The organism is Micromonospora sp. NBRC 110009 (assembly GCF_030518795.1).
In the GTDB taxonomy this organism is placed as follows: domain Bacteria; phylum Actinomycetota; class Actinomycetes; order Mycobacteriales; family Micromonosporaceae; genus Micromonospora.
This window is the reverse complement of the sequence record NZ_CP130427.1, coordinates 5,457,225-5,480,206: the sequence shown is the minus strand read 5'-3', so window position 1 is coordinate 5,480,206 and position 22,982 is coordinate 5,457,225. Positions and strand designations below refer to the sequence as shown.

Annotated in this window: 19 protein-coding genes; 8 read left to right on the top strand and 11 right to left on the bottom strand. The window is 66.9% G+C overall.

All coding sequences use genetic code 11. The annotated features are described in order from the left end of the window. Positions 1-161: 161 nt before the first annotated feature. The 3 genes from Q2K19_RS25840 to Q2K19_RS25830 all read right to left on the bottom strand — a co-directional run bounded on the left by Q2K19_RS25840 (position 162) and on the right by Q2K19_RS25830 (position 1,652). The gene (locus Q2K19_RS25840; RefSeq protein WP_302764536.1) at positions 162-629 is read right to left on the bottom strand and encodes a hypothetical protein; all 468 of its coding nucleotides are present in this window, start codon (positions 627-629) and stop codon (positions 162-164) included. 145 nt (positions 630-774) lie between these two features. Then, positions 775-1,056 carry a YrhB domain-containing protein gene (locus Q2K19_RS25835; RefSeq protein ID WP_302764534.1) on the bottom strand — a complete coding sequence of 94 codons (282 nt, stop codon included), beginning with the start codon at positions 1,054-1,056 and terminating at the stop codon, positions 775-777. After that, on the bottom strand, positions 1,053-1,652 hold the full coding sequence (locus Q2K19_RS25830) for a DinB family protein (protein WP_302764532.1): 600 nt from the start codon (positions 1,650-1,652) through the stop codon (positions 1,053-1,055). The genes Q2K19_RS25835 and Q2K19_RS25830 overlap by 4 nt, the downstream gene beginning before the upstream one ends. A gap of 5 nt (positions 1,653-1,657) precedes the next feature. Here Q2K19_RS25830 and Q2K19_RS25825 point away from each other — a divergent pair, with 5 nt between their 5' ends. Next, entirely contained in the window at positions 1,658-1,786 is a 129-nt protein-coding gene (locus tag Q2K19_RS25825; RefSeq protein WP_257548903.1) for a hypothetical protein, read from the top strand. A 155-nt stretch (positions 1,787-1,941) separates the two neighbouring features. Here Q2K19_RS25825 and Q2K19_RS25820 read toward each other — a convergent pair whose 3' ends face one another. Both Q2K19_RS25820 and Q2K19_RS25815 read right to left on the bottom strand, forming a co-directional pair. After that, positions 1,942-2,643 (bottom strand): ATP-grasp domain-containing protein, encoded by a 702-nt coding sequence (locus tag Q2K19_RS25820; RefSeq protein ID WP_302764530.1) that lies wholly within the window; start codon positions 2,641-2,643, stop codon positions 1,942-1,944. Positions 2,644-3,219: 576 nt separating this feature from the next. Further along, a complete protein-coding gene (locus Q2K19_RS25815; RefSeq protein WP_302764528.1) occupies positions 3,220-3,861 on the bottom strand; it encodes an NUDIX hydrolase in 642 nt (213 codons plus the stop codon). Between the two features lie 136 nt (positions 3,862-3,997). Between Q2K19_RS25815 and Q2K19_RS25810 the strand changes: the two genes are divergently transcribed. The 5 genes from Q2K19_RS25810 (at position 3,998) to Q2K19_RS25790 (ending at position 11,201) form a co-directional block, all read left to right on the top strand. After that, complete coding sequence (locus tag Q2K19_RS25810) at positions 3,998-5,023, top strand: phosphotransferase (protein WP_302764527.1); 1,026 nt, start codon at positions 3,998-4,000, stop codon at positions 5,021-5,023. A gap of 291 nt (positions 5,024-5,314) precedes the next feature. Further along, the gene (locus Q2K19_RS25805; protein WP_302764525.1) at positions 5,315-6,478 is read left to right on the top strand and encodes an IS110 family RNA-guided transposase; all 1,164 of its coding nucleotides are present in this window, start codon (positions 5,315-5,317) and stop codon (positions 6,476-6,478) included. A 695-nt stretch (positions 6,479-7,173) separates the two neighbouring features. Beyond that, positions 7,174-8,850 (top strand): hypothetical protein, encoded by a 1,677-nt coding sequence (locus Q2K19_RS25800; protein ID WP_302764523.1) that lies wholly within the window; start codon positions 7,174-7,176, stop codon positions 8,848-8,850. A 618-nt stretch (positions 8,851-9,468) separates the two neighbouring features. Further along, entirely contained in the window at positions 9,469-9,831 is a 363-nt protein-coding gene (locus Q2K19_RS25795; protein ID WP_302764522.1) for a hypothetical protein, read from the top strand. Positions 9,832-9,833: 2 nt separating this feature from the next. Then, positions 9,834-11,201, top strand: a complete 1,368-nt coding sequence (locus Q2K19_RS25790; RefSeq protein WP_302764520.1) for a hypothetical protein — start codon at positions 9,834-9,836, stop codon at positions 11,199-11,201. A 208-nt stretch (positions 11,202-11,409) separates the two neighbouring features. On the opposite strand, the gene Q2K19_RS25785 is transcribed toward Q2K19_RS25790, so the two are convergent. Continuing rightward, positions 11,410-12,033 (bottom strand): hypothetical protein, encoded by a 624-nt coding sequence (locus Q2K19_RS25785; RefSeq protein ID WP_302764519.1) that lies wholly within the window; start codon positions 12,031-12,033, stop codon positions 11,410-11,412. Between the two features lie 181 nt (positions 12,034-12,214). Between Q2K19_RS25785 and Q2K19_RS25780 the strand changes: the two genes are divergently transcribed. Then, entirely contained in the window at positions 12,215-12,694 is a 480-nt protein-coding gene (locus Q2K19_RS25780; protein WP_302764517.1) for a hypothetical protein, read from the top strand. Between the two features lie 64 nt (positions 12,695-12,758). Here the strand turns inward: Q2K19_RS25780 and Q2K19_RS25775 are convergent, their stop codons facing one another. Next, a complete protein-coding gene (locus Q2K19_RS25775; RefSeq protein ID WP_302764515.1) occupies positions 12,759-13,793 on the bottom strand; it encodes a hypothetical protein in 1,035 nt (344 codons plus the stop codon). Between the two features lie 524 nt (positions 13,794-14,317). Here Q2K19_RS25775 and Q2K19_RS25770 point away from each other — a divergent pair. After that, complete coding sequence (locus Q2K19_RS25770) at positions 14,318-14,761, top strand: hypothetical protein (protein WP_302764514.1); 444 nt, start codon at positions 14,318-14,320, stop codon at positions 14,759-14,761. A gap of 219 nt (positions 14,762-14,980) precedes the next feature. Here Q2K19_RS25770 and Q2K19_RS25765 read toward each other — a convergent pair whose 3' ends face one another. The 4 genes from Q2K19_RS25765 to Q2K19_RS25750 all read right to left on the bottom strand — a co-directional run bounded on the left by Q2K19_RS25765 (position 14,981) and on the right by Q2K19_RS25750 (position 22,954). Then, the gene (locus Q2K19_RS25765; protein WP_302764512.1) at positions 14,981-15,844 is read right to left on the bottom strand and encodes a DUF2637 domain-containing protein; all 864 of its coding nucleotides are present in this window, start codon (positions 15,842-15,844) and stop codon (positions 14,981-14,983) included. Beyond that, entirely contained in the window at positions 15,841-18,657 is a 2,817-nt protein-coding gene (locus Q2K19_RS25760; protein WP_302764510.1) for a BTAD domain-containing putative transcriptional regulator, read from the bottom strand. Before Q2K19_RS25760 ends, Q2K19_RS25765 begins: the two co-directional genes overlap by 4 nt. A gap of 375 nt (positions 18,658-19,032) precedes the next feature. Continuing rightward, positions 19,033-21,015, bottom strand: a complete 1,983-nt coding sequence (locus Q2K19_RS25755) for an AfsR/SARP family transcriptional regulator (RefSeq protein ID WP_302764509.1) — start codon at positions 21,013-21,015, stop codon at positions 19,033-19,035. 70 nt (positions 21,016-21,085) lie between these two features. Further along, on the bottom strand, positions 21,086-22,954 hold the full coding sequence (locus tag Q2K19_RS25750) for an Hsp70 family protein (protein WP_302764508.1): 1,869 nt from the start codon (positions 22,952-22,954) through the stop codon (positions 21,086-21,088). Positions 22,955-22,982: the final 28 nt, after the last annotated feature.

Here is a 22,982-nt window from a genome sequence, read left to right as displayed (position 1 = left end):
TTCGAGCGTGTCTCAGGACTCGGCCGGCGAATAGGACTTAACGTCTCCGCTGGCACCGGCGACAACGGCCGGACTACGCACTTCGCGGCAGATGCCGATCTTGATGGCGTTCGGCTTGGCGCATGTCTTCTAGTAACAGGCGCTGGCCATGGGTCCGGCCGTCAGTAATGAGCGAGTATCTGGGCGACAGGATGACCGAGAAGTGTGGCCACGTCGGCGAGTTCCTCGGCGTCGAGTTCGTATTTGGCGCGAGTCGGGTTCATGGCGCTCACCTCGAACCGGGCGAACCCGATCGGCCAGTCGTAGCGTAGTGAATCCAGGGAAACGACCGCGCCGCAGCAGGGCACCGAGACGTCCATGCTGTCGAAGCTTTCGCCGTTCTCCTCGATCAGGTCGTTGAGCCACTCCACGTCGAGGTCCCCGTTGCAGTTCGAGCAAGAGATTCGGGTGGTGTTCTCACCGGCATCGATCAGGGTGACCCGGTCGTAGAACTCGTACTCGACCTCCTCGACGTCGTCCTCTGCGCCGGAGAAGAGCCGAGCTACGTAGGCTGTTGCTGCGGCGGCGCCCTCGGGCGTGGGCTGCCACTCCCGGTCCGTCGGGATCAAACGGATGTACCCATCGCTCACGGGACCCAGCATGCCCGATCCGCGTCACGCTTGATCAACCAGGTGGCGGACCTACTGGTCCCTGACAATTGCATGTGCCGGGCCGCTCTGGTGGCTGTACGGACCGTGACGTGATGCCAGCGCGACTCGCGGCATGTCAGTGCGTTCAGCCGAGGGTGGGTCGCCCCTCGGCGATCTGTTCTTCCACCGGCCGACCGGACCAGGCGAGCCATGGATCCGCGCCGGACTTGGGCACGACCACAGGTCCGTTGCCTACCAACGAATCGTGTATGTCGCCTGACTCGACGAAGGCGCGGGACTGGTAGCCCACGGACCATGCGGTCTCGTGCTCCCACGCACCGATGATCCCCCATTCACCGGTGCGAACCTTGTCAATGCGGTCAGCGAGGAAGGCAAATGCGACCTCGCGAGCCTCTTCATCGGTCATGCTCGTGTCCCTAAAGCCTTGATTGGTGCGGCCGACCTGGCGGCCTGCTCGATCTTCGCGCAGTAGGCTGCACGGGCTTCCTCGTCGATCTGCATCTCGTGTTCGGCGCGCAACCCGGTCCGGCCGTCGAGGCCCTCGCGCAGGATATCGGCGTGCCCGGCATGCCGGATGGACTCGCCGAGGACATGGACCATGATGGCGAACAGGTTCGTGTCGGCATAAGGCTCCGGCCACCACGGCACGTGGCCGGGGGCGTCGAGGGGAAGCTCGTTGATCGTCGCGTCCGAGTGTTCCCACGTGCGCCGGTAGAACGCGATGATCTGATCGCGGGTCTCGTCCTCGGTCGCCCACAGATCGCTGCCGTTGGAGTCCTGCCACTGGGGCAGCGGTTCCGGGGAAGGCCGGTCGAAGACCTCGGCGAAGTACCTGGCCTCGACGGTGGCCACGTGTTTGACCAGGCCGAGGAGGTTGGTCCCGGTCGCTGTCAAAGGTCGGCGGGCGTCGTATTCGGACAGGCCGTCGAGTTTCCAGAGCAGCGCCTTGCGGTCCCGCCGCAGTCTCCCGTGCAGGTTGGCTTTCGCGAATTCGTCGATCATGCGGCATGAGCCTGCCATGGGCTGCTCGTGGTCTCAAGATCCCGTACGTGGTCCGCAACGACTGGCAGAGCCGAGGCCTGGCCATGGCCGCCGCCCTGACCTGCTACAAGAAGCTCGCGAAACTTGCCACGTGAGACAACCTCTAACGCTGAGACGACATGCAGGACCGAGCCAACGCGCTGCCGTCGGCAGGTCCGGACGGCAACCAGGCCAGCTCGGCGTGACGCCCCGTAGCGCTCGGATCGCGGCCAGAAGCGGATGCCCCGGCAGGCGGTGCATGTAATGACAGTCAGGGGGTGCGGGCGCGCAGCGCTGTGATCAGCTTGCTGGGCTCGGTGGTGGCCGGACGGTCGCTGACCTGCCCGTCGCCGATCTCGATGACCCGCCAGACTCCGTCGGCGCGTAGGGCAAGGTCCACCGTGATGAACGGCAGGCCAAGCGCGGCGATCATCGGTGTGACCGCGTCAAGGTCCACGTCGAGGGGCGGGAAGTCGTTCGGGGTGTCCGGGTGCGAACTGACGAAGACGCAACCGCCGTTGACCCACCAGGTACGCGCCTCGGCGGAGGTGAATCGCTCATAGCGGCGTAGGACGAATCCGCCGACGAAGTCGTCCTCACGCAGGTGCCGCAGGCGGCTTGCCACCTTCCAGGCCATCTCGCTATCGGCGAGGTCGGGGATGAACGCCGCCTCGTGCCAGTAGTGCTTCATCGACTTGGTGTAGTCGCGCAGGACGGCCGGGCCCGTGCCCAGCTCGACGCGCGCCCGGTCGAAGTCCGCTCGCATGGCGCCCGTGGTCCACACTGACGCGGGGGTGAGCGCCGCCAAGGCGGCGTACCAGCCGGGCAGCTCGTGGGCCCGCCGGTACTGTTCGGCGGAGGTTCGCAATGTCACGCCGCGCCGGGCCAGCGCCTCAGCGAAGGCCGCATACTGCTCACTGCGCAGCATCCAGCCGCGGTAGACAGCCTCACCGTCGGCTGGCACCAACGCCACCGCCTGCTCCGCACGATCCGACCTGGTCAGTGCGTCGTGGTCGACCACAGCCACGTCGAGCCCGGCCTCACGAGCCGCGATTGCCTCCGCCCTGAAGTGCTCGTCGGGGCGGCGCGGTCGCAGTGGATCCGCAGGAACCAGCAGCATCACGCCCGTATCGTGCCCGACCCGGCCACGAACCTCCATGCCATATTCCAGCCGTATCGCGATACACGGGGAGCGGCAAGTGAGTGAACAGCGCTCAGCTGGGCGATGAGTCGTCCGGCGCTTCGAGGACCAATACCGTCATGTCCAACAGTCGCTGGTAGTACGCGGCCTCATCGTCGTCCAGCTCGGGGATGACACGGAGGAGTTCCTGTTCGCATGCCGCAAGGATGTCCCCCCGCCCGTCATCGATGTTTCCGCCTCGATGCAGTCAGGTACTGACGCAGCCAGCCACATTGGAATCGAGCAGCACCATGCTGACGCCAGCTACATCAGCGCTTCTCAGCCGGCCAGGAAACGTGGCCTGGGTGTGCGCCTCCCAGAGGTCGGCGACGGCCGCAAGTCGGTCTGTCATGCGAACCAGCGCTCCGATCATCGACCAGGCACCGACTGTAGACGTACTCTTCTCGACAGATCCGGTCGTCTCGGACGCGCTGATCGCGGCAGATCCGGTAAACGACAGAGATCGAGAACGGTTCGGGAGGCGAACACGCTGTAGTCCGTCCGCGGGGCTCGTCGCCGCGGTCGAGCAAGGTCTCGGGGCGTCTTGGTCATCAGCAGGACAGCGACGTGGCAAATGTCCTTCACCCGTTGGGGTAGGTGACAACCGGCTCCGCTTCCGGATCGGAATACGCCCAAATGGGCGCCCGGCTGAGCCTGACGGGTGAGGACCGCAACTGACGGCTCCGACAGCGGCCGGTAGGGCAACTCATGAAGCAAGCGGCTTGCTTCTTCGACGGGGAACCAGCGGGCCTCCTGAATCAGACCATCTGGGTCGCGGACGTGCAGGGTCGGATCCACCACGTCGACGGTGAAGTTCCACACCCGGCTGACGGTGACTGCTCCGGTCACCGCCGCCGTGCCATGAAGAACGAGGTCCGCGGTTGCGACGACCAGACCTGTCTCCTCGGCCAACTCTCGGCAGGCGCCCTCAAACGGCGTCTCGTGGTCCTCGATCCGCCCGCTCGGGATGTTCCAGTAGGGGCCGCCCCACCGTGGGTACTCCTCGTACACGAGAACGACTTTGTCGTCGTGATGTGCGAGAACGCCGGCGTACCGGGACCGACTCATGCTTGGCACGGGGGCCATTCAACCTCACCTCAGCACCGCGCACGGGCACGGGCACGTCACAGCTCTCACTATCTGCGGCATGAGCGGATGGTGGCGTCGGGGCGGCGTAGTCGCGGGCAAGTGGTTGTTCAGGCTGGAGGTGCGGGAGACTGGGTTGATGTTGTCCGATGAGTTGCGGCAGGTCGTGGCGGTGCTGGGCGGTGCGGTGGTCGGAGCGCAGGTGTTGGCTGGTGGCTTTTCCCACGAGACGTCTTTGCTCACGTTGACCGATGGTCAGGTCGTCGTCCGGCTCGGCGGGCCCGACCACGCCATCGAGACCGCGGTCATGGCTGCTGCTCGCCGGCACGTCCCGGTGCCGCAGGTACTGAAGGTTCTACCCACGGTGTCGGTGGACTTGAGCGCACGGTCGGCCATGGTGCTGGAGTACGTGGTGGGGACTCCGCTGAGTCAGGTGCTCGAAGAAGGCGGGGCCGGTGGGATGGAGCTGGGATGGCTCGGCGCCGAGGTTGGGCGGGTCGCCGCGTGCCTCAGCTCGGCGACGTTCGACCACCCCGGGTTCTTCGCCGATGCTCACCTGAGCGTCACGCCGGAACGCCCGTGGTCGCAGCAGCTTCCCGAGTTTGGTGCGGATTGCATGGCCGCTGCACCTGACGCGCGGCTGGACACGGCCACCCGCAAGGCGTGGGCAGACCTCTGCGCGGCCCACGCTCCGGCTCTGGTCAGCGTCGACGACCACGCCCGCTTGGTCCACTCCGACCTGAACCCCAAGAACATCCTGGTCACCCGCACAAGCAGGGGATGGCGTGTCGACGCCATCCTGGACTGGGAGTTCAGCTTCTCCGGATGCCCGTATGCCGACGCCGCCAACATGACCCGGTTCGGCGCCGACTACCCCGACGACTTCCTGGACGGCTTTCGCGCCGCCTTCGCTGACCACCTGCCCACTGACCTGACGTCAGGCAAGGATTGGCTTTACTTGGGACGGGTCCTGGATATGTTCGCCCTCAGCGACCTGGTCACCCGCCCCATCGGGCATCCCATCGCTGAACAAGCGGCACGGAAGATCCGTCGCTGGGTCGCCGACGGAGTACCGGACTCCCGCTGAACAACGGTCGTCTTCGCCACCGCACCAGCAGTCCGGTCCCACCACACATCGCAAGTGCCCTCTCATCGGCTACTTATCTACTGGTGGTACGACCGCAGCCCGGCTGCCAGGCTTGGTCGAGGTGACCGGTGGGGTCGCTCTCTCATCGGCTGCCCACCGCGGTTTGGTGTGGCTCTCATCTGGCATGCGTCCTGCCGGTCACCGTGGCGCGGAGAGGCTCAGGTGATTGCCCGGCTCAAGGTAGCGCTGCCCTCCCGTCGACGACCCATCGTCGGATCGAGGGAGGACAGGATGGCTCAGGTCATCATCGGCGTGGACCCGCACAAGCGTTCCGCCACCATCGAAATCATCAACGCTCGGGAGAAGACGCTCGGGCAGGGCCGGTTCGGCACCGACCGCGACGGCTACCAGGCCATGCTCGCCGCAGGCCGCAAGCACAAGGACCGCCTTTGGGCGGTCGAGGGCTGCAACGGCATCGGCCGGCACGTCGCTCAACGCCTGGTCGCCGACGGCGAAACCGTCGTGGACGTTCCCGCGAAGCTGTCCGCCCGGGCCCGCGTGTTCGCCACCGGCCAGGGCCGCAAGACCGACCCCGTCGATGCCCGCAGCGTCGCTGTGGTCGCCCTGCGCACCGAAGGTCTGCGGCAGGTCGTCACCGACGACACCACGGTCGCGTTACGGCTGCTCGTCGACCGGCGTGACCAACTCGGCCGGGCCCGCACCGAAGTGGTCTCCCGGCTGCATCACCTGCTACTTGAGTTGGTGCCCGGCGGCGCGAAGAAGGACCTGTCCGCCCAGCAGGCCCGCGCCCTGCTAGGCACCGTGCGCCCGCGCGACGTGGTCGGCAAGACCCGTCGACGGCTGGCCTCCGAACTGATCGGCGAACTCGTCGTCATCGACAAGAAGATCAAAACCGCGAAACAGGAACTCACCGACCTGGTCAACAGCACCGGAAGCCGGCTGATGGACCTGACCGGCATCGGACCGTCCGGCGCCGCCCGCCTGCTCGGCGACATCGCAGACATCCACCGGTTTCCCAGCCGCGCCCACTTCGCCTCGTGGAACGGCACCGCACCGATCGACGCCTCGTCCGGCGACCAGAACCGGCACCGGCTCTCCAGAGCCGGGAACCGGCGCATCAACCGGGCGCTTCACATCATGGCCATCGTGCAGCTGCGCCGTGACACCGAAGGGCGCCGCTACTACCGGCGCAGACTGGCCGCGGGCAAGACCCCGATGGAGGCCCTACGGGCACTGAAACGGCGTCTGTCCGACATCGGGTACCGGCAGATGGTCGCCGACGCGAAGCTGGTCAGGACGGGTCCGGGAGGACACGCGGGGGCGACTCTGCAATCCAGCGCGGCCGACCTGAACCCCGAGATCGACACTTCGGAAAAGTCACTTCCCGGACCCGCCACACCCCAGCCTAGAACACCCCTCTTGATCATCACTTGACACATAGGGGTGCCAGAAGAGTACGTCATCCGGGCCAGGGCTGCTCGCACTTGTCCGGGCCGAACATAGTCGCGCAAGAGGTCCAGTTGATGCAGTGATCCGCGAGCGCGTGACCTCGGAAACCCGGTTGCCCGCAGGCATAGTCGAGTTTGATCCAGCGCGTCCGGCTCGCTCAAGGCCCACGTTCCTGACTTACAAAGGCTTCGACATCGAGCGCCGCCTCGCCGGCGGCATATGAGAGCACATGTTGACCTCTATCGGCCCTTGGGCGCAGGCGACCCAGGCGTACCGGAGCATCCGTCCATCCCAGTCGGCCGGGCGGCCTGCCTTCGCTACCAGCCGTCGGCACGTGCTCGTTGAAGCCGATACGGCATCATGAGCGAGCCGACCGAACTATTGCCTGCCATATGCGGCGGGCTACGCTGATATTGACGCGAGGGATCGGAGTCGAGTTCGAAAAGTCTCTAACCAGTTTGCGATGGCCTGCCCGCCGTCGCTCTATTAGCTCACGTTATTCGCACCTGGCGAAGAGACACGCTGCCAACGAAAGGGCTTGAGTGAAGATGGGGGGTGACAGCGCGGGCAGCCCGTTGGCGGCGACGGCAAGCCTCCATGCGTCGCGCCTTATGCGCGGGTATACGGTGGGTGACATAAGGGAGTCGTTGGTGCAGGGATGGCGACCGCCTCCACATCCAATGGCGACGAATGAGTGGGTTGCGGTCAACGAACTCTGGGCCGAACTCCAGAAAGTGCAGGCTGTGGGCGCCTGGCGATCCACTGCCGCGCTTTGCGGTCAGATACTGGAAGTGACCTTGCGGCTCACCCTTTCCGCCAAATTAGGAATGCAATACAAGCGAATCGAAAAAATGAAGTTCCAGGACGTTATCAACTTGTCGATCAAAAAGGACCTGTTCGCCTCGGAAGCCAAACTGACAATCATCGGAAGTCTGCATAATGCGCGAGTGAGGCGCAATATCGCATCTCACTTTTCCCCATACAATCGGCACGGCCCTAATGAACGCCGCGCTACAAACTCAATCGCCCTGCTGATCTGTTTTGTTGATTGGCTTCTCCTCGGTGACGATCGTACTCACATGCCGACGTCCGGCGAGTTGACTACGGGGATCCGGGCTCGACACCTCATCGCGGAGACATGCGCCGGGAAGCCCTTGCCCGAAGGGGCGACCTGGTCGAACACCTTTGCGGTCGCCCTGGCCGACGTTACGCCCCGGAACTTCGTGAAGTTGAGCCGACATGTTCGCGAACTGGACACCGTTGTCCAGCGGCAATTCACGAGCCAAGTGCACGAGAATCTGCCCCTGTTGGTCAGGCGGTGTGGGCCAAGCCATATCAATGACGTCTTGGAGCTTATCGATCGCCTCTGGGCACTCGGCATGAAAGAGCACGCGCGTCTCTTTGCTTCGATGGTGCCGATCGACTCTTTTACGGTTGAGGCAGTAAGCGGGCCTGGGCGCTCACTGCAGACTGCCCGCAAATTGCTCGCCGCGAGCAGCAAGGCTGATCCGCTGATGTTTCGAGAGCTGATCTCGAACACCGCCACGGCGCATGCGCTTGTCACCGCACTGCGGAAACGGGTGCGCACGAGCAGCTTTAACAGTAGAGAAGTTTCTCTGATGCTTCATTTGCTCCCCCCTCGCGTTCAGGCCATGCTCTGGTGTCATGAATTCCATAAGTACCTGCTCGCCGCGCTGTCGACTAAGCCTCCGGTCGCGTATGTCCATATGCTTTCGACGCTTCAGTGGCACCTGATTCGTCAGGTGCCAGAGGCTCGATCAGCACATCGTGCGTTGTCGGAGGCGCTGGCAGTAAGGTGCAATTCAGGAGATCTAGCACAATTTCGCGCACTGTTTCCTGCGGTCGCGGTCGCGACCTCCGTCGGAAGTCCTCTGTGTGACGCTGTCGGGAATACGCTCTTGACTCGAATGTCGAATGAGACCGAGGCGGCCGACAACCCAGGGCAATGCGAACTGATGGCAGACCTACTGTGGGAGATCGCGAACTACGTGCCCGGTCAGGGGGATCGAGTCCAGGACTGTGCTGCAACGCTGGCCCATGGTGACAAGGTTGCTGCCACGGCTCAAATATTGGCGTGGTCGACGTCTGCCATTCTCGGATATACAACTGGTTTGGCCTGGAGTGCCTCCCATGACGATGCGGTCGCAGTCGGAGTTCATCGGGAGCCTTCCGTATGGAAACGGTTAAGGATTGGGTACGCCGCTCACCGACACGGGAGGCTCGGCCCTTCTGAGGCCGCGGTCTTACGCGAGACTATTCCAGATCCTGGGCCGGAATTGTTGCCCAGCGTTGCGCTTGTGAAGTACATGCGGGAGTCTCTCCGCACTGCGACGTGACGATCGGTGCGGTCCTCCTGATACGTCGTGTTGGGCTGGAACTCGGCGCACTCACCTCGGCATGACAGCGCACGGCGCCAGGCGCAACTGACGCGCGGACAGAGGCAGATCCGCGCACCCGACATTGACCAACCAATGCCGCGAGACGTGCGATTAAGGGTCTTGGCATGGGGGATGACGTCGTTCTGCGGCAAGACCGCGCAACCGCCGAAGACCTGTACGTCGCGTTGTACGAGGCCGGCGAGCACATCGCAGCCGGCGCAGCCATCACTCCGCCCACCGCAGAGGAGACCGAACGGCTGGGCACTCTTCTGCGGGACCTGGGCCACGCCCTTGGCCGCCTCGTTGCTCTCCGAATTGCGACCACCTCTAGTTCGAAGGGGTAGCGCGTGCTCAGCGGCAGGACAGTGCGGCCACTGGGAAGGCGTGGGCGTCGTCATAGATCGTCTGTCGATGGACCACGAGCGCTTGTACCCGTTGGCAATTCGTGTGTCACCCCCGTTTCAACTTGGTCGTGATCTTTGCAGGCCGCCGCCCGCGGTAGCCCCACCACACAGGCAGCCTCGGTGCCTACCTCACCCGTACGGACGACTTGCCCTCATCGGGTAATGTGGTTTCATGCCTCAGACACAGATCGTCATAAAGGTGCCACCGCTTGATGAGGAAGCTCTGCAGCAACTTGTAGGAGCATTGGAGGACGGCGACGGAGAGCCTTTTGAGAGCCGCGCGCTGGACGGCGGCACTCTTTTGACGGCCATCGTCACAGTTGGGATACCGACAATCTCGCTGCTGAGAACTTGGATGCTGGCCCGCGTAGCCCAACGACGGGGCTGCATCGTCCAAATTGACGGGCAGACGTTCCAAGGCTACTCGGCGGAGGAAGTAGCATTAGTCGTGGAAGCACTCGAAAAGCGGGCGAATCAGCTTCGGAGTTCTCGAGGCGAAGAGCCACGTGAAGAAGCCTTACAACCTGAGGGCTGAGCGTGATCGAACACGGCCTCGCGGCACCGCCTGTCGCAGCTTATCTCCGCACTACTCGCGGAACCGGGTCGGAATACCTGCGGTACCCGACTGACAAGTACATCAGATTTTGGGGCGACTTTCTTGAGTCTCTCGAATTGTCTGATATTTCTGCTTCCCACATTAAGCTATCGATCGTCGATTCCACCAATCCGGACATTGAGACTATAAAGATCAGCGGTCGCTCGCACCTAATATTCGACCAAGCCATCATCGACGTATTCGCTATGATGACATCAGTGTCATTCCATGTTTCGGGTCCGCGCCTCGGCATCACTGCGGCTGATTTCGGTGGCAGGGCGTGGTGGGTGCATGCCCTCTTCGCCAACCGCTTCATGAACGACGGCCGCTACCCCGAGGCGGTTGTTCAGGGCGACTTGTGTGCCAGAGCACGGGAGATGCAGGGCGACCTGACGATCGACGAATCTCGGCGTGACCGTTGGGTCGAGACCCAGGTCGCATTTTCGCTAGCGCACGAAGTCGGCCACTGTAGCGTATTCAACGGCGCGCAGGTGCTGGCGAGGTCCGGTTCAGCGTCGTTTGAGGAGGTAATGCGGCCATACGTTGATCTAATGGACCAAGAGCACCCGGTCGATTACCAGCGAGCCCCCGAGAGCCTAGTGATCGAACGCCGCGCCGAAGAATATCTCAAGGAGGTCAACGCGTCGTTGGTCGAGCATGGCCACGACCCCCTCCCTCATAATCCCTTGCCGACGTACCGTGGCATGTCTTATGGCGAAAAGTTGGACTTCATTCTTGCAGACGAGTCCGGCGTCGGGGAGGAAGTGGTTGCCGACTACCTGGCCATGTCTATGGTGGCTCGCCTGATGGCGTATCCGGAGATGCCGGTCGACGAGTGCCTTGCCGCCTGCGTGGCCGCTGTTCGTACGATGTTCCTATTACGCGCAGTTGAGGTTATTTCAAATTCCTACTTCAATTCTCGACTCCCGGCAAATGCGCTAGCGGATCTCCTCAACGAAATGCGGATTCGAGAGGAGTTTGCCGGCTTTAGCGCCATGGTCCTCAGTCGCCGGCAGCACCTGCGAGAGATCGACGAGCCGGATGGAATTCTTTCCGACGCGGCCAAGAAGGCGCTGGAGTTGCGGAGTTCCCGGATCGCCGGCTTCCTGAGTCACATGGCAAACCGGTGGTCCGAGGATATCTTCCTCCCAATTCCGCATGAAATGCATGCGGGCATTACGTTTGACGCGGTCGCCCGGCTCGGGAATGATCCGCAGTTTCAAAAGATGACTAAGTCTCCCAATCTGGCGAGCGTGCTGGCAGAAATTACCGGAATCGGAAGACCGCAGGTCAATTGGCCGCCGAGGTGAGGCTGCGTCGGCGTAGCTGTCGCTCACAGCCGAGCCCGCAAGTTCGCCTCGGCGAAGTAGCGAAGCCTCCTACTACCCACGCAATTCGCTCCCATGCCTGTCGCACTCAGAACTCGGACGCACTCAACTCGGCACGTCCGGATGCGTGCACGCGTGAGCTGGTTACCTTACGTGACGAGCGCTATGCGGCAAATGAGGATGCCTGCGCTCATCGGGGAGGACTGGCCACCTCGTCCGCAAGGTTGAACGTGGTGCCGCATGCGGGACAGGTCATCCGACCAAACAGGTAGGTGAGTACGGTCGCCACCGACTCGTGGCCCAGCCGCAATGCCTCGGCGTGCAGACTCGTGGCCAGCTGTGAGGAAAGCCCGGGTTCGATCGAGGAATCCCCTGACTGCAGGTCGACGAGCAGGTCCTCAGCGCACGCCGGGCACTGCACGTCCACCTCCCCGTCGTTGATGCGGTCGAGCTCCTTGCCCCAGACTTCGTCGCCGTCGAAACCGAGTAGGGCTTGCTGCAGGTATACGAACATCGTGTCGCTGGACGCGGATGCCAGGCACTCAAGGGTCAGCGCACGCAATGTGGCGATGTCATCGGCGTACAAGCCACGACTCTTGTCGTCGGCGTCTACGGCGATGAACCCGGCGAGTACGACGGCGCGCTCTCGGTCTTGAGGACGGAAGTTGGCGCAGGTCCGGGCCAACCAGGGCAGCAGAACGGCGCTTGCGGGATCGCAGGTGCCCTGGTGACACGATTCCTGCCAGATGAGATCCCACGCCGGGGAAGCGGGGTCATCTGCGGCGGCGTTCAGGGCCTCCTGAAGGCTTGTCACCTACGAAGCCTTCCACAACTATCGACTTACTGATCTCGGCACGACAGGGCGGCGCCGAACGCGCGCGGTCGGCGGCATGACAGTGCATTCAATCTCGGGTGATGGCTGACGTGGGCGAGCAATGAGGTGAGCCGAGGTCACTACCGTGGCGTGCATGGAATCGCCCACTCGAGCACTGCCCATGTCGGATCTGCAGGCCCTCTTCGGCGTGTTGGTGACCGTCCACGGTCACCTCACGGCCGACGAGCTCCCGCCGGACCTGGTGCGCCGTCTGCTCAGCCGCCTCACCGACCATGGGCCGTTGCCTGACGGCGCCTCGGCCGGCGAGATGAATGCCTTACTGGCCGATCTGTGCCAACGCATGCATTGGGCGATGTCGGAAGAGTACGGCGACTATCCCGAGCCGTCGCCGCGGCGAACCACGTACTACCTCGACCTCCCAAACGAGCCCGAAACCGTGGCCGCATGCATCGCGAGCTTGACCGACCTCGGCGGCCAGGCCAGCGAGCAATCGCTCGAGCGACCTGTCCCTTCGAGTCGGCGACACATCGCCGCAGCATTCCCCGACCTGCCGCCCGACCCGGCCCATCATGCCCGGGTGGCGCAGCTGACAGCCCTCGCACGCCGCTACGGAGGCCGCTACGCAGGCTTCGGCGCCTGAGCTGCACCACCCGGCAGCCAGCTGGAGCGCGGTCACCTATTACGCCCGTTCAGCGCCGACCTGACTACGGATTCCCGGGTGCGCTGGGAGCCGATCGAGGAGCCGTGAGCAGCGCCGACCACCGCCGAACAGTGCCAGGAGCCGGGGAGGCGGCGACGGCGTTGACTCCAATAGCGACTCCCACGACGCCATACACGAGATAGAACGGCCAATCCGCACCTTCGTGACGCCAGATAATGACGGCCGTTAGGGCCACCGCTGTCGCCCCTGCCGTGGCGGTTACCGCTGACAGCAGGGTCCGTTTCAGCAGCATCCCGATCCCGCCGATGAGGAATAGCATGGCCACAGCGCCACGTAGCATCCATGTGAGCTCGGAGTAACCGTAGTTGCTGTACCCGTATTCGTCTAAGACGCCAGCAACGAAGAGCGCTCCAGCGAAAGCGGCCGCACCGAGGGCGATCAGCCCTCGAAGCATAGGCTGGGACAACAGGGTCGCACCCCCGGCACCGGCGAACGACATCGCTAACGCAGCGAACAGGGCCGCCGAGAGCACATCGCCTGAGATTCCGAATGCGGTGGCGCCGACCACCAGCGGCGCTGCAGCGGCCACCGACAATGTTGCTGCTAGCTGTGCTCGTCGACGGGACCACCACAAGGAGGCCAGCGCCACGGCGATGCACGCGGTCCCGGCCACTACGAATAAGCCCACGTCTTCGTCGATGATCGACAGGACCGCACCGGAGCCGAGCATGACTCCGACTACAGCGAGTAACCCAAGCGCGAGGTTCTGGACGTCCCGTGAGGTGTCAAGCAGGCGGCGTACAGCGAACACCGCCGCGGTCGCGCTCGAAGCGGCTTGTGGGACCAGCGCAGCAGATGCCGCGAGCAGTGCCGCGAGCGCCCAGGCGAAGCGACCAACAGGATCAGCATTGGTCATGCCTACGACCGCGGCCACCACGGCGCCGGCCGCGAATATCCAAAGGGTGATGACCGACAACAGTGTGTCGGCGTGTCCTATGCGCAAATATGCCACCACGAAGATCAGCACAACGAACGTGCTGCTGAGTACGATCACCGGCGCGGTCAGCAGAGGCGTCACCAGGTTGACGGCGACTCCGAGTGCAAAGCCACCGACGGCGGACGCGACCCGCTTCCACCTCTCGGCATCTCGAGAGCGCAACGAGGCGTCTGCTGCGCCACTAGGTGGCGTGGCGGTGGCCACGGCAGTGGCAACCGACTTGCGGGGCTCGACGACGACGTCACGCCGGCCCGTCGTGTGCTTCCGGCGTGACGAGCGGCCCATAGGCGCCATTGTAGGAACAGCATTCCACTCCCGATGAGGAAGAGGAGCTGGGCAGCCGCGATTGGCATCGTGCCGATCGCTACGTGTACTGCTGGCGGACTCAACTCGGCAGAGTCGGACGTTGGCAGGAGCGGGGCTGAACGTGCGCATCGCGGCATGTCCGGACGCTCGAGGCGACGTCCGACGCCCCGCTGTGGCGATGGGCTGCAGCATAGTGATGCGGCAGCCGTTGTTCGGGTCGGCGGCGCTCACCGGGCATGGGGCTGCCGCTCAACAGCCTGCCGTGGTGCGCCCGTGGCGAGCAGGCTATCGTCCGCTGCATGAGTGAAACCCCGCTGTCCGATGTCATGTCGGAGCACGCGGAAACCAAGACCCCCGAGAGCTACGAGCGCTTTCTCAGGCTCTTCCGGGCATCCACGGTCGGCATTGTGGCCACCGGGGTGCCCGCCCATGACGCGCGCGGATATGTCGCTGACGGCAACCTTGGCGCGGGCAGGACCACTCACGGCGACGGGCTGCCGCGCGTGCTGGCATATGCCGATCCCGAAGCAGCACTACGCAACTTTGGTCCCCGGTTCAACGCAGGCCTGTCCGGTGAGGTTCTCCTCCAGATGGCCGCGACCGATCCCGATTGTGAAGGCGTTCTCGTCAACAGCGCCATCTGCGAGATCAGCCTGGTAGTCAGCAAGTCAACAGCCCAGTCTTTACTGACGCCAACCGCCACCGAAGCGCCCGGCCCGCGGCGTTGGTGGAAACGCCGTTAGGGCCGATATCGCGACTTCAGGCAGCACACTCATCTCGGCAGAAGCGGATGCGCGGCGCCGTCGACGCCGCATCGCTGGTAATGGCGCCTTCAAGGCCGCTGGCGGTTGCGCACAGTACTTTCCTCCGCTCATCGCCGTCGGTCCGCTGGAGGCTGTGGGCGTTGGACTCTGGGGGGATTGTGCGGTGACCCGGGCGCGGACAGGTGTCAGTGAGGGCGGTCAATGAGGTGCCCGTTGACGTGTGCTGGAGCCGTTGCGTGCCGGTGATGGCCAGTGGCGGCGGACGGTGCGTTCGGACCTGCCTATTCGGGCGGCGATTTCGGCCGGGTGCAGCGTGGGGTCGCGTCGCCGCCAGTAGGCGACCGCTGGGGCGGTGCCGGCCGGCACCTCGTCTGGGTTGGTGTCCAGGGCCGCGTGCGGCAGCTCCGGCCTGCTCGCGCCGTCGTTGTCCGTAGGTCGTGACTGCGAGGCCTCAGAAGGCTGTGTCGGCGGCGTGTCTCGAGCCGGGTCGTGGTGCGTGTCGCCGCGCCGTCCCGGCGTGCGGGTCGCGCGGGTGACGGTCGTGGCTGGTGATTGTTCGGCTAGGGGCGGAGCTGTTGGCGGTGTGAGCGGGGCTGTCCCGAACGTCGCGGCGTGGATCCTTGCGGTGATCTCGACGAGGCTGACGCTGGCGACGATGACGAGCCCGTCGACGGAGATGGGCAACAGGTAGGCGGCACCGTGTTCGGTCTCCCCGTAGCGGGCGGCGACGCCGACGAGGTGCCAGTAGCTCACCCAGGTGGCGATGGCGGCGATGACAGCGGTCGCGGCGATGCGGATGGCGCGGAGCAGGCGGCGGTGGTGGGGTGCGCGGGAGATCAGCTCGACGGTGAGCAGCAGGGCCAGAGGCGGCCACGCGGCGATGATTTGGCTTATCGGGTTCGGGCGGGCGTGCAGAACGTTCGCGGCGACTGACGCGACGACGCCGAGGGCGAGGGTTGCCCGTACCGCCCACCGCAGTCGCTGCAGTTGGTCAGCGGCGTCACCAGTCAGCGCGTCCGGTGAATCGTCAATGCTGGAGGTGAGCGTGGCGTTCGCGGTCATTCGGCCCCTCCCTCCGTGTTGAGCGGACGGCGGTTGCCGGAGGAGGCATTGTTGTGGCGCAGGTCGGCGATGAGTCGGTCGGCGAGGGCGAGGGTGTCGTCGCTGGGTTCGGCGTCGATGTCGTTGAGCCGGCGTGCCAGGGTTCTGCGCAGCATCCGGATGCCCTCGACATCGCCGAGGTCTGCGCGGGCTCGCATCGCTGCCTGGTACAGGGCTTCGTGGTGCGGGTTGTGGGTGATGGCGGCGTCGAGGACGGCCAGTTGTTGCGCGGGTCGTCCTGCGAGGGCGTCGGCGAGGGCAAGGTGCGCGTCGAGGGCTTCCTGGCGTATTGCCTCCCGGTGGGGCTCGATCCATTCGTAGTCGCAGCCGTCGGCGAGGGCTCCGGTGTAGGCGTCGACCGCTCGGCGTAGCGCGGCGGCGCGGGTCTGTGGGTCGGTGGCCTGTGCGGCGTCGCGGATGGCGGTGCGCATGCGCCACAGGTCGACGTCGAGCAGGTCTCGGTTGAGGACGTAGCGGTGGTCGGGGTGGGTGACGTGTCCTGCGGATCGACCAGCCTGGCGTAGGACGGCGCGCAGTCCGGAGACGTAGGTGTAGAGCCGGCCGGCGGCTTTGCTGGTTGGGGCGTCGGGCAGCAGGTCGTCGAGGATCGCCTCGCTGGAGGCGGCACCGTCGTGCACCGCGAGGTACACCAGCAGCTCGAGGGATTTGGCGCGTGGTGTGCGGTGCGGGTCTGCGCCGACGACGGCGGGTGCGCCCAGCACCTGGATCCGCACTTGCTTGCCGTCCTCGGGGTCGCTGCCCCTGTCGCTGGTTGCCTGATCTGGCGCCTGCGAATGCTCAGGGAGCCTGGGTGCTGGGACGGCGGGGCTGTCCTGGTGCCCGTCTCCTGGCACGGCAGCGGCGCTGCAGGGGTTGTCGGCTCGGGTTTCGTCGTCAGCAGTCGGGTCGGTGATGGCCCCGTCGGTAAGGGTGGCGGGAGAGGGCGGAGTCTCGGCTGCGAGCGGGTGGGCAGCCTCGGCGGGCACAACGGACAGGCGTTCGGCGGGCGCGGGGACCTGTGGCAGCCCGGTGTGGGATTCCGCGAGGGTCGTGAGCAGGTCAAGGGCCTCAGCCGGGTTAAGAACGGTGAGGCGGTCAATCTCGTCAGGGTGGGTAGTGTGCCGGGCGCCGCAGTCGCCGGAGGTGGTGGTGCCGTCGGTGGCGACGGTGATGGTGTCACCGGCGGGCCAGTTTCCGAGGAGTACGCCGTGGATGTTCAGGCGTTGACCCTGGGTGAGCAGGGCGACGATCCGGGCCTGCTCGCCGCTGGTGTCGGCCAGCAGCATGACTGGTGGGAGCGGTTCCTCGAAGGGGTCGGCGGCGCGCAGCTCGTCGATGGTGCCGACGTCGTGTTGCTGGAGCAGCCGGGTGCGGTGCATCGCCCGCGCTTCGAGGATCCGCAGGGCATCGTCCAGGTCGGCGGTGACGGTCAGCCGCGGGGTACGGGGCAGGTTGGCTGTGGTGGTGCCGAGCAGCGCCGCCGCGGTCGCCGATGGCACGACCACCTCGGTGCGGGCGTCAGGATGTTCGGCGCCGCCGGCGGCGAGGGCAGCGGTGAGGAGTCCGCGGGCGGCGGCGTGGGCGCCGGGCCCGGTGAGGCCCAGTCCCGCCGAACGCCGCGGCGGCGACAGCAGGGTGTGCGGTGTCGGCACGACCGGCCTCGGGCCTTGATCTTCAGCCTGGTCAACGGCAGGGTGCGCGTCGTCGCGGTCCGATGTCCGGTCGTGCCGTTCACCGCTGGGGGTGTGCCGGTCCGGGTAGGGGTTGTCGGCGCGCCGGTGTGCCGGATCGCCCAGGTGTGAGTAGCGGGCGGTGGCGCGACGCAGCCCGCGACGGATCTGGGCGACCACCGGCGGCATGGGGGTCAGGGTGGTGTCGTCGAGGCGAGGCCGGGTCGAGGATGTGCGGGGGACGTAGCGGCGTCGGCGGTGGGCCCAGACCAGCGCGACGGCGGCGACGATGGCGCCGGCCAGGCCGAGGTCGACCCAGCTGCCGGTGGGAAGCGACACGCCTGGGGAAGCCTTCTCGGCCGGGCGGCTGGTGTCTGCCCTTGGGCTGATCGCGTTGCCTGTTGAGCTGGGTTGGGCGGCGTTCCCGTGGGGGTTCGTGGTGGCGGCGGGTTGCGGGGCGGCCGAGTGTTCGGTGTGCGCTGGCGCCGGACGTGACGGTCGCGGGTCGGAGTCCGGCGCCGCATGCTCGTCGGGATTGCCGCCCTTCGGTGGTGCTGTGTTAGCAGGCGGGCGTGCCGTGGGGGGTGGGTCGGCGTCTGCCGGCAGGTCGAGGGTCCAGCCGGGGTAGATGACGTTCGGGTCGCGCAGCGTGCCGCCGACGTGGGGGAAGTGGGTGCCGCGGTTGAGGGCGAAGATTTCCGGCCAGCGGTCGGCGTCGCCGAGGGTGCGTGCGGCGATCCGGCAGAGGCTGTCTCCGCGCCGCACGGTGTAGGTGGGTGTCTGCGCGGCTGGTCGCGGGTCTGGGCTGGCGTGGTGGTGGGACGTGGACGTGGTGGTGGTCGGTTCGGCGGTCGGCACTCCGCTGTTGGTGGTGGCGGTGGCGGGGTTGGCGTGTGCGGTGGCGCCCGTGGCGGTGGTGACGGCGGTGGCGCCGAGCAGCGCCGCGGTGAGGCCCTGAAGCGGGCCGGGAAGGCGGAGGCTTGTCGTCCAGCGCAGCCGGCGTGCCAGCGCGGCGTAGGCGTGGGTGAGGATGGCGGTGGCCAGGAGCAGCCACAGCGCCACTGCTGCGGCTTCGGCGAGGACGATGACGAAGCCGGTGCTCATCGGTTGGGCGATCCACTGCCGAGCGGTGGCCGGTGAAGGTAGCTGCGGGGTCCATGTGCCGGTGGCGGCAAGGATCACCGGCACGGCTGTTGTGGACAGGACGACGGTGGTGGTGGCTGCTGCGCGTGCTGTTCGGAACGTCACCTGGCCTCCCCTCGTGGCCCGCGCTGGCAGGCGAGGGTGCTGCCGGTGCGCGGGGATGGACGGTGCCGTGACGCTATGGCCGCCGTGGCGGTGATGGGCGGTGATGACGGCTGACAGAACCTGACACGACCTCACACGACCTCACACCCGCAGGTCAGCGCCGCCCCGCAACAGCTCCTGACACGAGGCTGCACGGGCAGATCAATGCTGCTGATGGGGTGAGCGGCTGGGTCAGCGCGAGGTGGGCGCGGTTTGGTCGCTGGCGGCAATGCCGGCGAGTTGTAGGCGCCTCTGGTAGCCGTGCAGGAGCCGGGCGGCGGCGTCGGCGTCGCCTAGCGCGTTCAGCTGGTCGGCGGCGAGTTGGTGCAGCGTGTGGTTGTAGGGGTCGACGCGGATGGCGTCTTGGAGGAGCCGCAGCCGTTGGTGGGGATCGGTTTGGGCCGCGGCGGCGCTGGCGTAGGCGTCGAGGACGAGCCGGCGGGTGGCCTCGCGGGGCGGGTCGATCCAGGCCCAGGTGTTGCCGGCGGCGAGGTCACCGGTGTAAATGTCGATCACCGTTTGCCAGGCGGGCGCGGGGTCGCTCAGGGCGGTGGCGGCGTTGCGGGCGGCGGCGTGCAGCCGCCACAGGTCGACGTCGACTCGGTCGGGGTTCAGGTGGTAGCGGTCGTCGGTGTGTCCGAGGACGGTGGCGTCGGTGGCGGTGCGGATGGCGGCCCGTAGGTCGCTGAGGGTGGTGTAGAGGCGGCCGGTGACGGTGTGCGCGGGCAACCCGGGCCAGATCGCCTGGACCAGGTCTGTGGTGGTGGCGCCCTGGGGATGCACGGCGAGGAGCACCAGCACTTGCAGGGCGGCGCTGCGGCGGATCGTGACGGGCTCCCCGCTGGCGAGGAGAGCGGGCCGGCCGAGCACCCGCACTTGAAGACGGGGGTTCGTGACCGCTGGAATGTCGGGCGCGGCGGCCCGGCGGTCACTGCCTGCTTGGCGGGGAATCCGGGCGTGGCCGGTCTCGGCTGGCTGCCGCCGCGGCGGAGCCGGTTCGGTGACGGGGTGCTGACGTTCACGGGCGGGGTGGGCGATGACGGCGAGCAGGTCCGTCGCGGCGGTGCGGTTGAGGACGCAGAGCCGGGGTCCCGCCCGCCCGGTGTGCTCGTCGCGGGTGTGGCCGTGGCGGTCGATGCTCCAGGTGGTCCCGGGCGGTCCGGCGCCGAGCATCACGACGGTCGCGCCCGCGTGCTGCAAGGTCGCGAGTTGGCCGGCCGTCGGAGCGTTCGGCGGGTCGGTGAGCAGCAGTAGGTCCGGGTGGCCGTCTCCCCCACCGGGCGCGGGAGGTGCGTCGATGAGGGAGGCGAGCAGCGCGGCCGCCTGGTCGACGGTGTCGATGACGCGCAGGCCGGGGATCTCTGTGTCCGTGGAGATGTCGGGCAGGAGGGTGGTGAGGGCGGTGTGGGTGATGACCAGCCGGGTCGCGTGTTGTGGGTCTCGCATTGCGGCGAGGAGTCGGGTGATGAGCATGCCGCGGGCGGCGTTAGCGGCGCCGTCTCCGGTGAAGGCGACGCAGGGCGTGGGCAGGGCTGGCAGTGCCGCGGTGGCGGGTGTGGCGGGCGGCTGCTGGGTGTCTGCGTCGGTGAGGGCTTCGCGGACGGCGGCGGCGGTGGCCGGTAGCGGCGCCAGGTCCGAGTCGTCGGGTGGGGGTTGCCCGGGTTGGTAGGCGCGGCGGCGGCGCAGCCACACGAGGGCTGCTGCGGCGGCGACCTGTTGGGCGGTGGCGTTGGGTAGCCAGCCCCCGGGCACCGTGATGCCACCGCCGGTCTGCGTGTCGACTGCGCCGTCGTGCGGGTGGGGAGTGCCGGTGGAGGCCGAGACTGGCGACGGTGGTGTGTCCACGGTGGGGATGTGGGCGGTGTTGAGGGCGGCGGCGCCGGCCATGCTGGTGGCCGCGGCCTGCCAGGGTGTGGGTAGCGGTAGGCGGCGCAGCCATCGGGCGCGGGCGCGTGCCCGGCGGGCGGCGGTGACCGCGACGGTGCAGGCCAGGCCCAGCCACACGAGCCAGGCGAGGGCGGTGAGCCCGGCTGTGAGGGTGTGTTGGTTCAGCGGGTTCTCGATCCAGTCCCGCAGCTGCGCCGACGTGGGCCAGGCGGGCAGCGGCGGCCCGGCGAGTGTGGTCAACAGCCACGGCGGTACGACCAGCATGGTCAAGACGAAGGCGGCTGACACGACCCGCCGTGGCCACCTCATCCCCCGCGCTCCCACCCCGTGACCTGGCCGCCTGCCGTAGCTCGTCGGGTCATCGGGCCGGCCGATGAGGTGGTTGGGCTTGTTGGCGCAGGAGGCGGGTCCACAGCTGGCGCAGCCACCACCCGGCCACGGCGATCGCGTAGATCACTCCGAGGATTCCTGAGGCGGGCCAGCTGACCAGCGCGGCGGTGATGACCGCGAGGGGCGCGCCCAGGATCAGCCGCAAGATCGGCTGGGAGACGACCGCCATGACCGCGCCGATGCCGAGGAGCAGGCCGCCGACGCGTCCGGCAAGGTCGATCCACAGGACCATGTTCGGCCACCGGTCGGCGGTCAGCGAGTACTGGATCAGCGCCATGCCGAGGCCGGCCGTGATCACCGAGCCGGTCGGGAAGGCGAGCAGCTTCGACCAGCCGCCGGGTGGGGTGCGCCATTGTCGGGCGGCGACGAGGGCCATCACGGCGGCAGCGGCGACGATCGGGGCGACCGGCGGCAGCGTCCAGCGGAGGAACCCGCCGACGGGGTCGCCGATGTAGAGGCTGCCGAGGACGGCGTACATGCCGGCGACGGCGACGCCGAGGGACGCCGACGCCAGGATGCCGGTGCCGGTCTGAGAGCCTGGGCTCGCGGGTGTGCCGGGGGTGAGGCTGGTGCGGGCGGCGATGGCGGAGGCGAGGACGGTGCCGGCGCCGAGGCTGGCGATCACGGCGAAGACGGCGGCCACGGTGAGTTCACCCCAGTTGAGCAGCGCCCATTTGTACATGAGGCTGCCGTTCCACTCGGGGGTGAGCAGGAACTGGGAGATCAGCCCGAGCGAGGCGAAGCCGGGCACGGCGATCGCGACCGCCCGCCGCACCGGCGGTACCGGCTCCTCCCCCACCGGCTGCCCGGCGGTGGCGTCGGCGGCGCCGGCGTCCGCTGCACCGCGGGCCGCCGCCAGCCCAGGATCGGCGAGCACGGTGGGGGTTATACCCGTGGTTTCGGTGAGCGCCTTTTCCAGCAACGGCATCCAGGCGACGCCGCCGACGCAGTAGACGCCTGCGAGGTCTTCGGCCTTGAGCTCCGCGGCCGCGATCGCCTCGGTGGTCAGTTGGGCGGCGCGGTGCAGGATCGGGTGGGCGGCCTGTTCCAGCAGTCCCGTGTTCAGCACGATGGCTGAGCCCTGCAGCTGCGGGATCGTGACGGCGACGTGGTCGGCCAGGGCGTGCTTGCCGGTTCGGACGCTGGCCATCAGCGCCCACCGTTCACCGTCACCTTGGTCAGGGCTGGTGCCGCCGAGCAGGGCGGCGAGGGCTTCGTCGATGGCGGTGCCGCCGGCGTTCGGGTCGGCCAGGGTGGCGAGGACCTCGAACCCAGCAGGGCCGCGCCGCAGGACGCTGACCTCCGCCCCCGCGCCGACGTCGCAGACCGCGATGAACGACCCGACCGGCAGCTGCACCCCTACGGCAAGGAGGTGCCCGGCGACCGCCACCGGCGCCTCGATCAGCGTGGGTTGGGACAGGCTTGCCCGGTGCGCGGCGTGACGCATCCACGTCCGCCGCCTCGGGCCCCACCCTGCTGGCACGACCAGCCGCACATCCTCGATGTCGGAACCGGCGACCTGCTGCGCCTCCTGAGTGACTCGACGCAGGGTTCCCGCGACCATGTCGAGGGGATCGACCTCCGATCCTGCGACGGTCATCCGCTGGTCGAGAGGCTGGCGCGGGTGCGGAATGAACCGCTCCGGGGCGCCGGAGGCGGACTGCCACGCCTGGTGGCCCGTCAGCGTGTCCCCGTCCGGGGACAGCAGGACTGCGCTGGGCAGCGCGGGTTCCCCGTCGAACATCAGCGGCAGTGAGGTGCCGTCCGGCCACGCCACCACGGCGGTGGTGCTGGCGCTTCCGCAGTCGATCGCCAGTCGCGCCTGCCCCGCTCGCATAGACCTCAGTCAAACATGAGGATCACGT

Coding starts and splice junctions, on each gene's coding strand:
- Q2K19_RS25835 (WP_302764534.1), bottom strand. CDS start 1,056: ATGACCGATGAAGAGGCTCGCGAGGTCGCATTTGCCTTCCTCGCTGAC.
- Q2K19_RS25830 (WP_302764532.1), bottom strand. CDS start 1,652: ATGATCGACGAATTCGCGAAAGCCAACCTGCACGGGAGACTGCGGCGG.
- Q2K19_RS25825 (WP_257548903.1), top strand. CDS start 1,658: ATGAGCCTGCCATGGGCTGCTCGTGGTCTCAAGATCCCGTACGTGGTC.
- Q2K19_RS25810 (WP_302764527.1), top strand. CDS start 3,998: ATGAGCGGATGGTGGCGTCGGGGCGGCGTAGTCGCGGGCAAGTGGTTG.
- Q2K19_RS25805 (WP_302764525.1), top strand. CDS start 5,315: ATGGCTCAGGTCATCATCGGCGTGGACCCGCACAAGCGTTCCGCCACC.
- Q2K19_RS25800 (WP_302764523.1), top strand. CDS start 7,174: ATGGCGACGAATGAGTGGGTTGCGGTCAACGAACTCTGGGCCGAACTC.
- Q2K19_RS25795 (WP_302764522.1), top strand. CDS start 9,469: ATGCCTCAGACACAGATCGTCATAAAGGTGCCACCGCTTGATGAGGAA.
- Q2K19_RS25780 (WP_302764517.1), top strand. CDS start 12,215: ATGTCGGATCTGCAGGCCCTCTTCGGCGTGTTGGTGACCGTCCACGGT.
- Q2K19_RS25770 (WP_302764514.1), top strand. CDS start 14,318: ATGAGTGAAACCCCGCTGTCCGATGTCATGTCGGAGCACGCGGAAACC.
- Q2K19_RS25765 (WP_302764512.1), bottom strand. CDS start 15,844: ATGACCGCGAACGCCACGCTCACCTCCAGCATTGACGATTCACCGGAC.
- Q2K19_RS25760 (WP_302764510.1), bottom strand. CDS start 18,657: ATGAGCACCGGCTTCGTCATCGTCCTCGCCGAAGCCGCAGCAGTGGCG.
- Q2K19_RS25750 (WP_302764508.1), bottom strand. CDS start 22,954: ATGCGAGCGGGGCAGGCGCGACTGGCGATCGACTGCGGAAGCGCCAGC.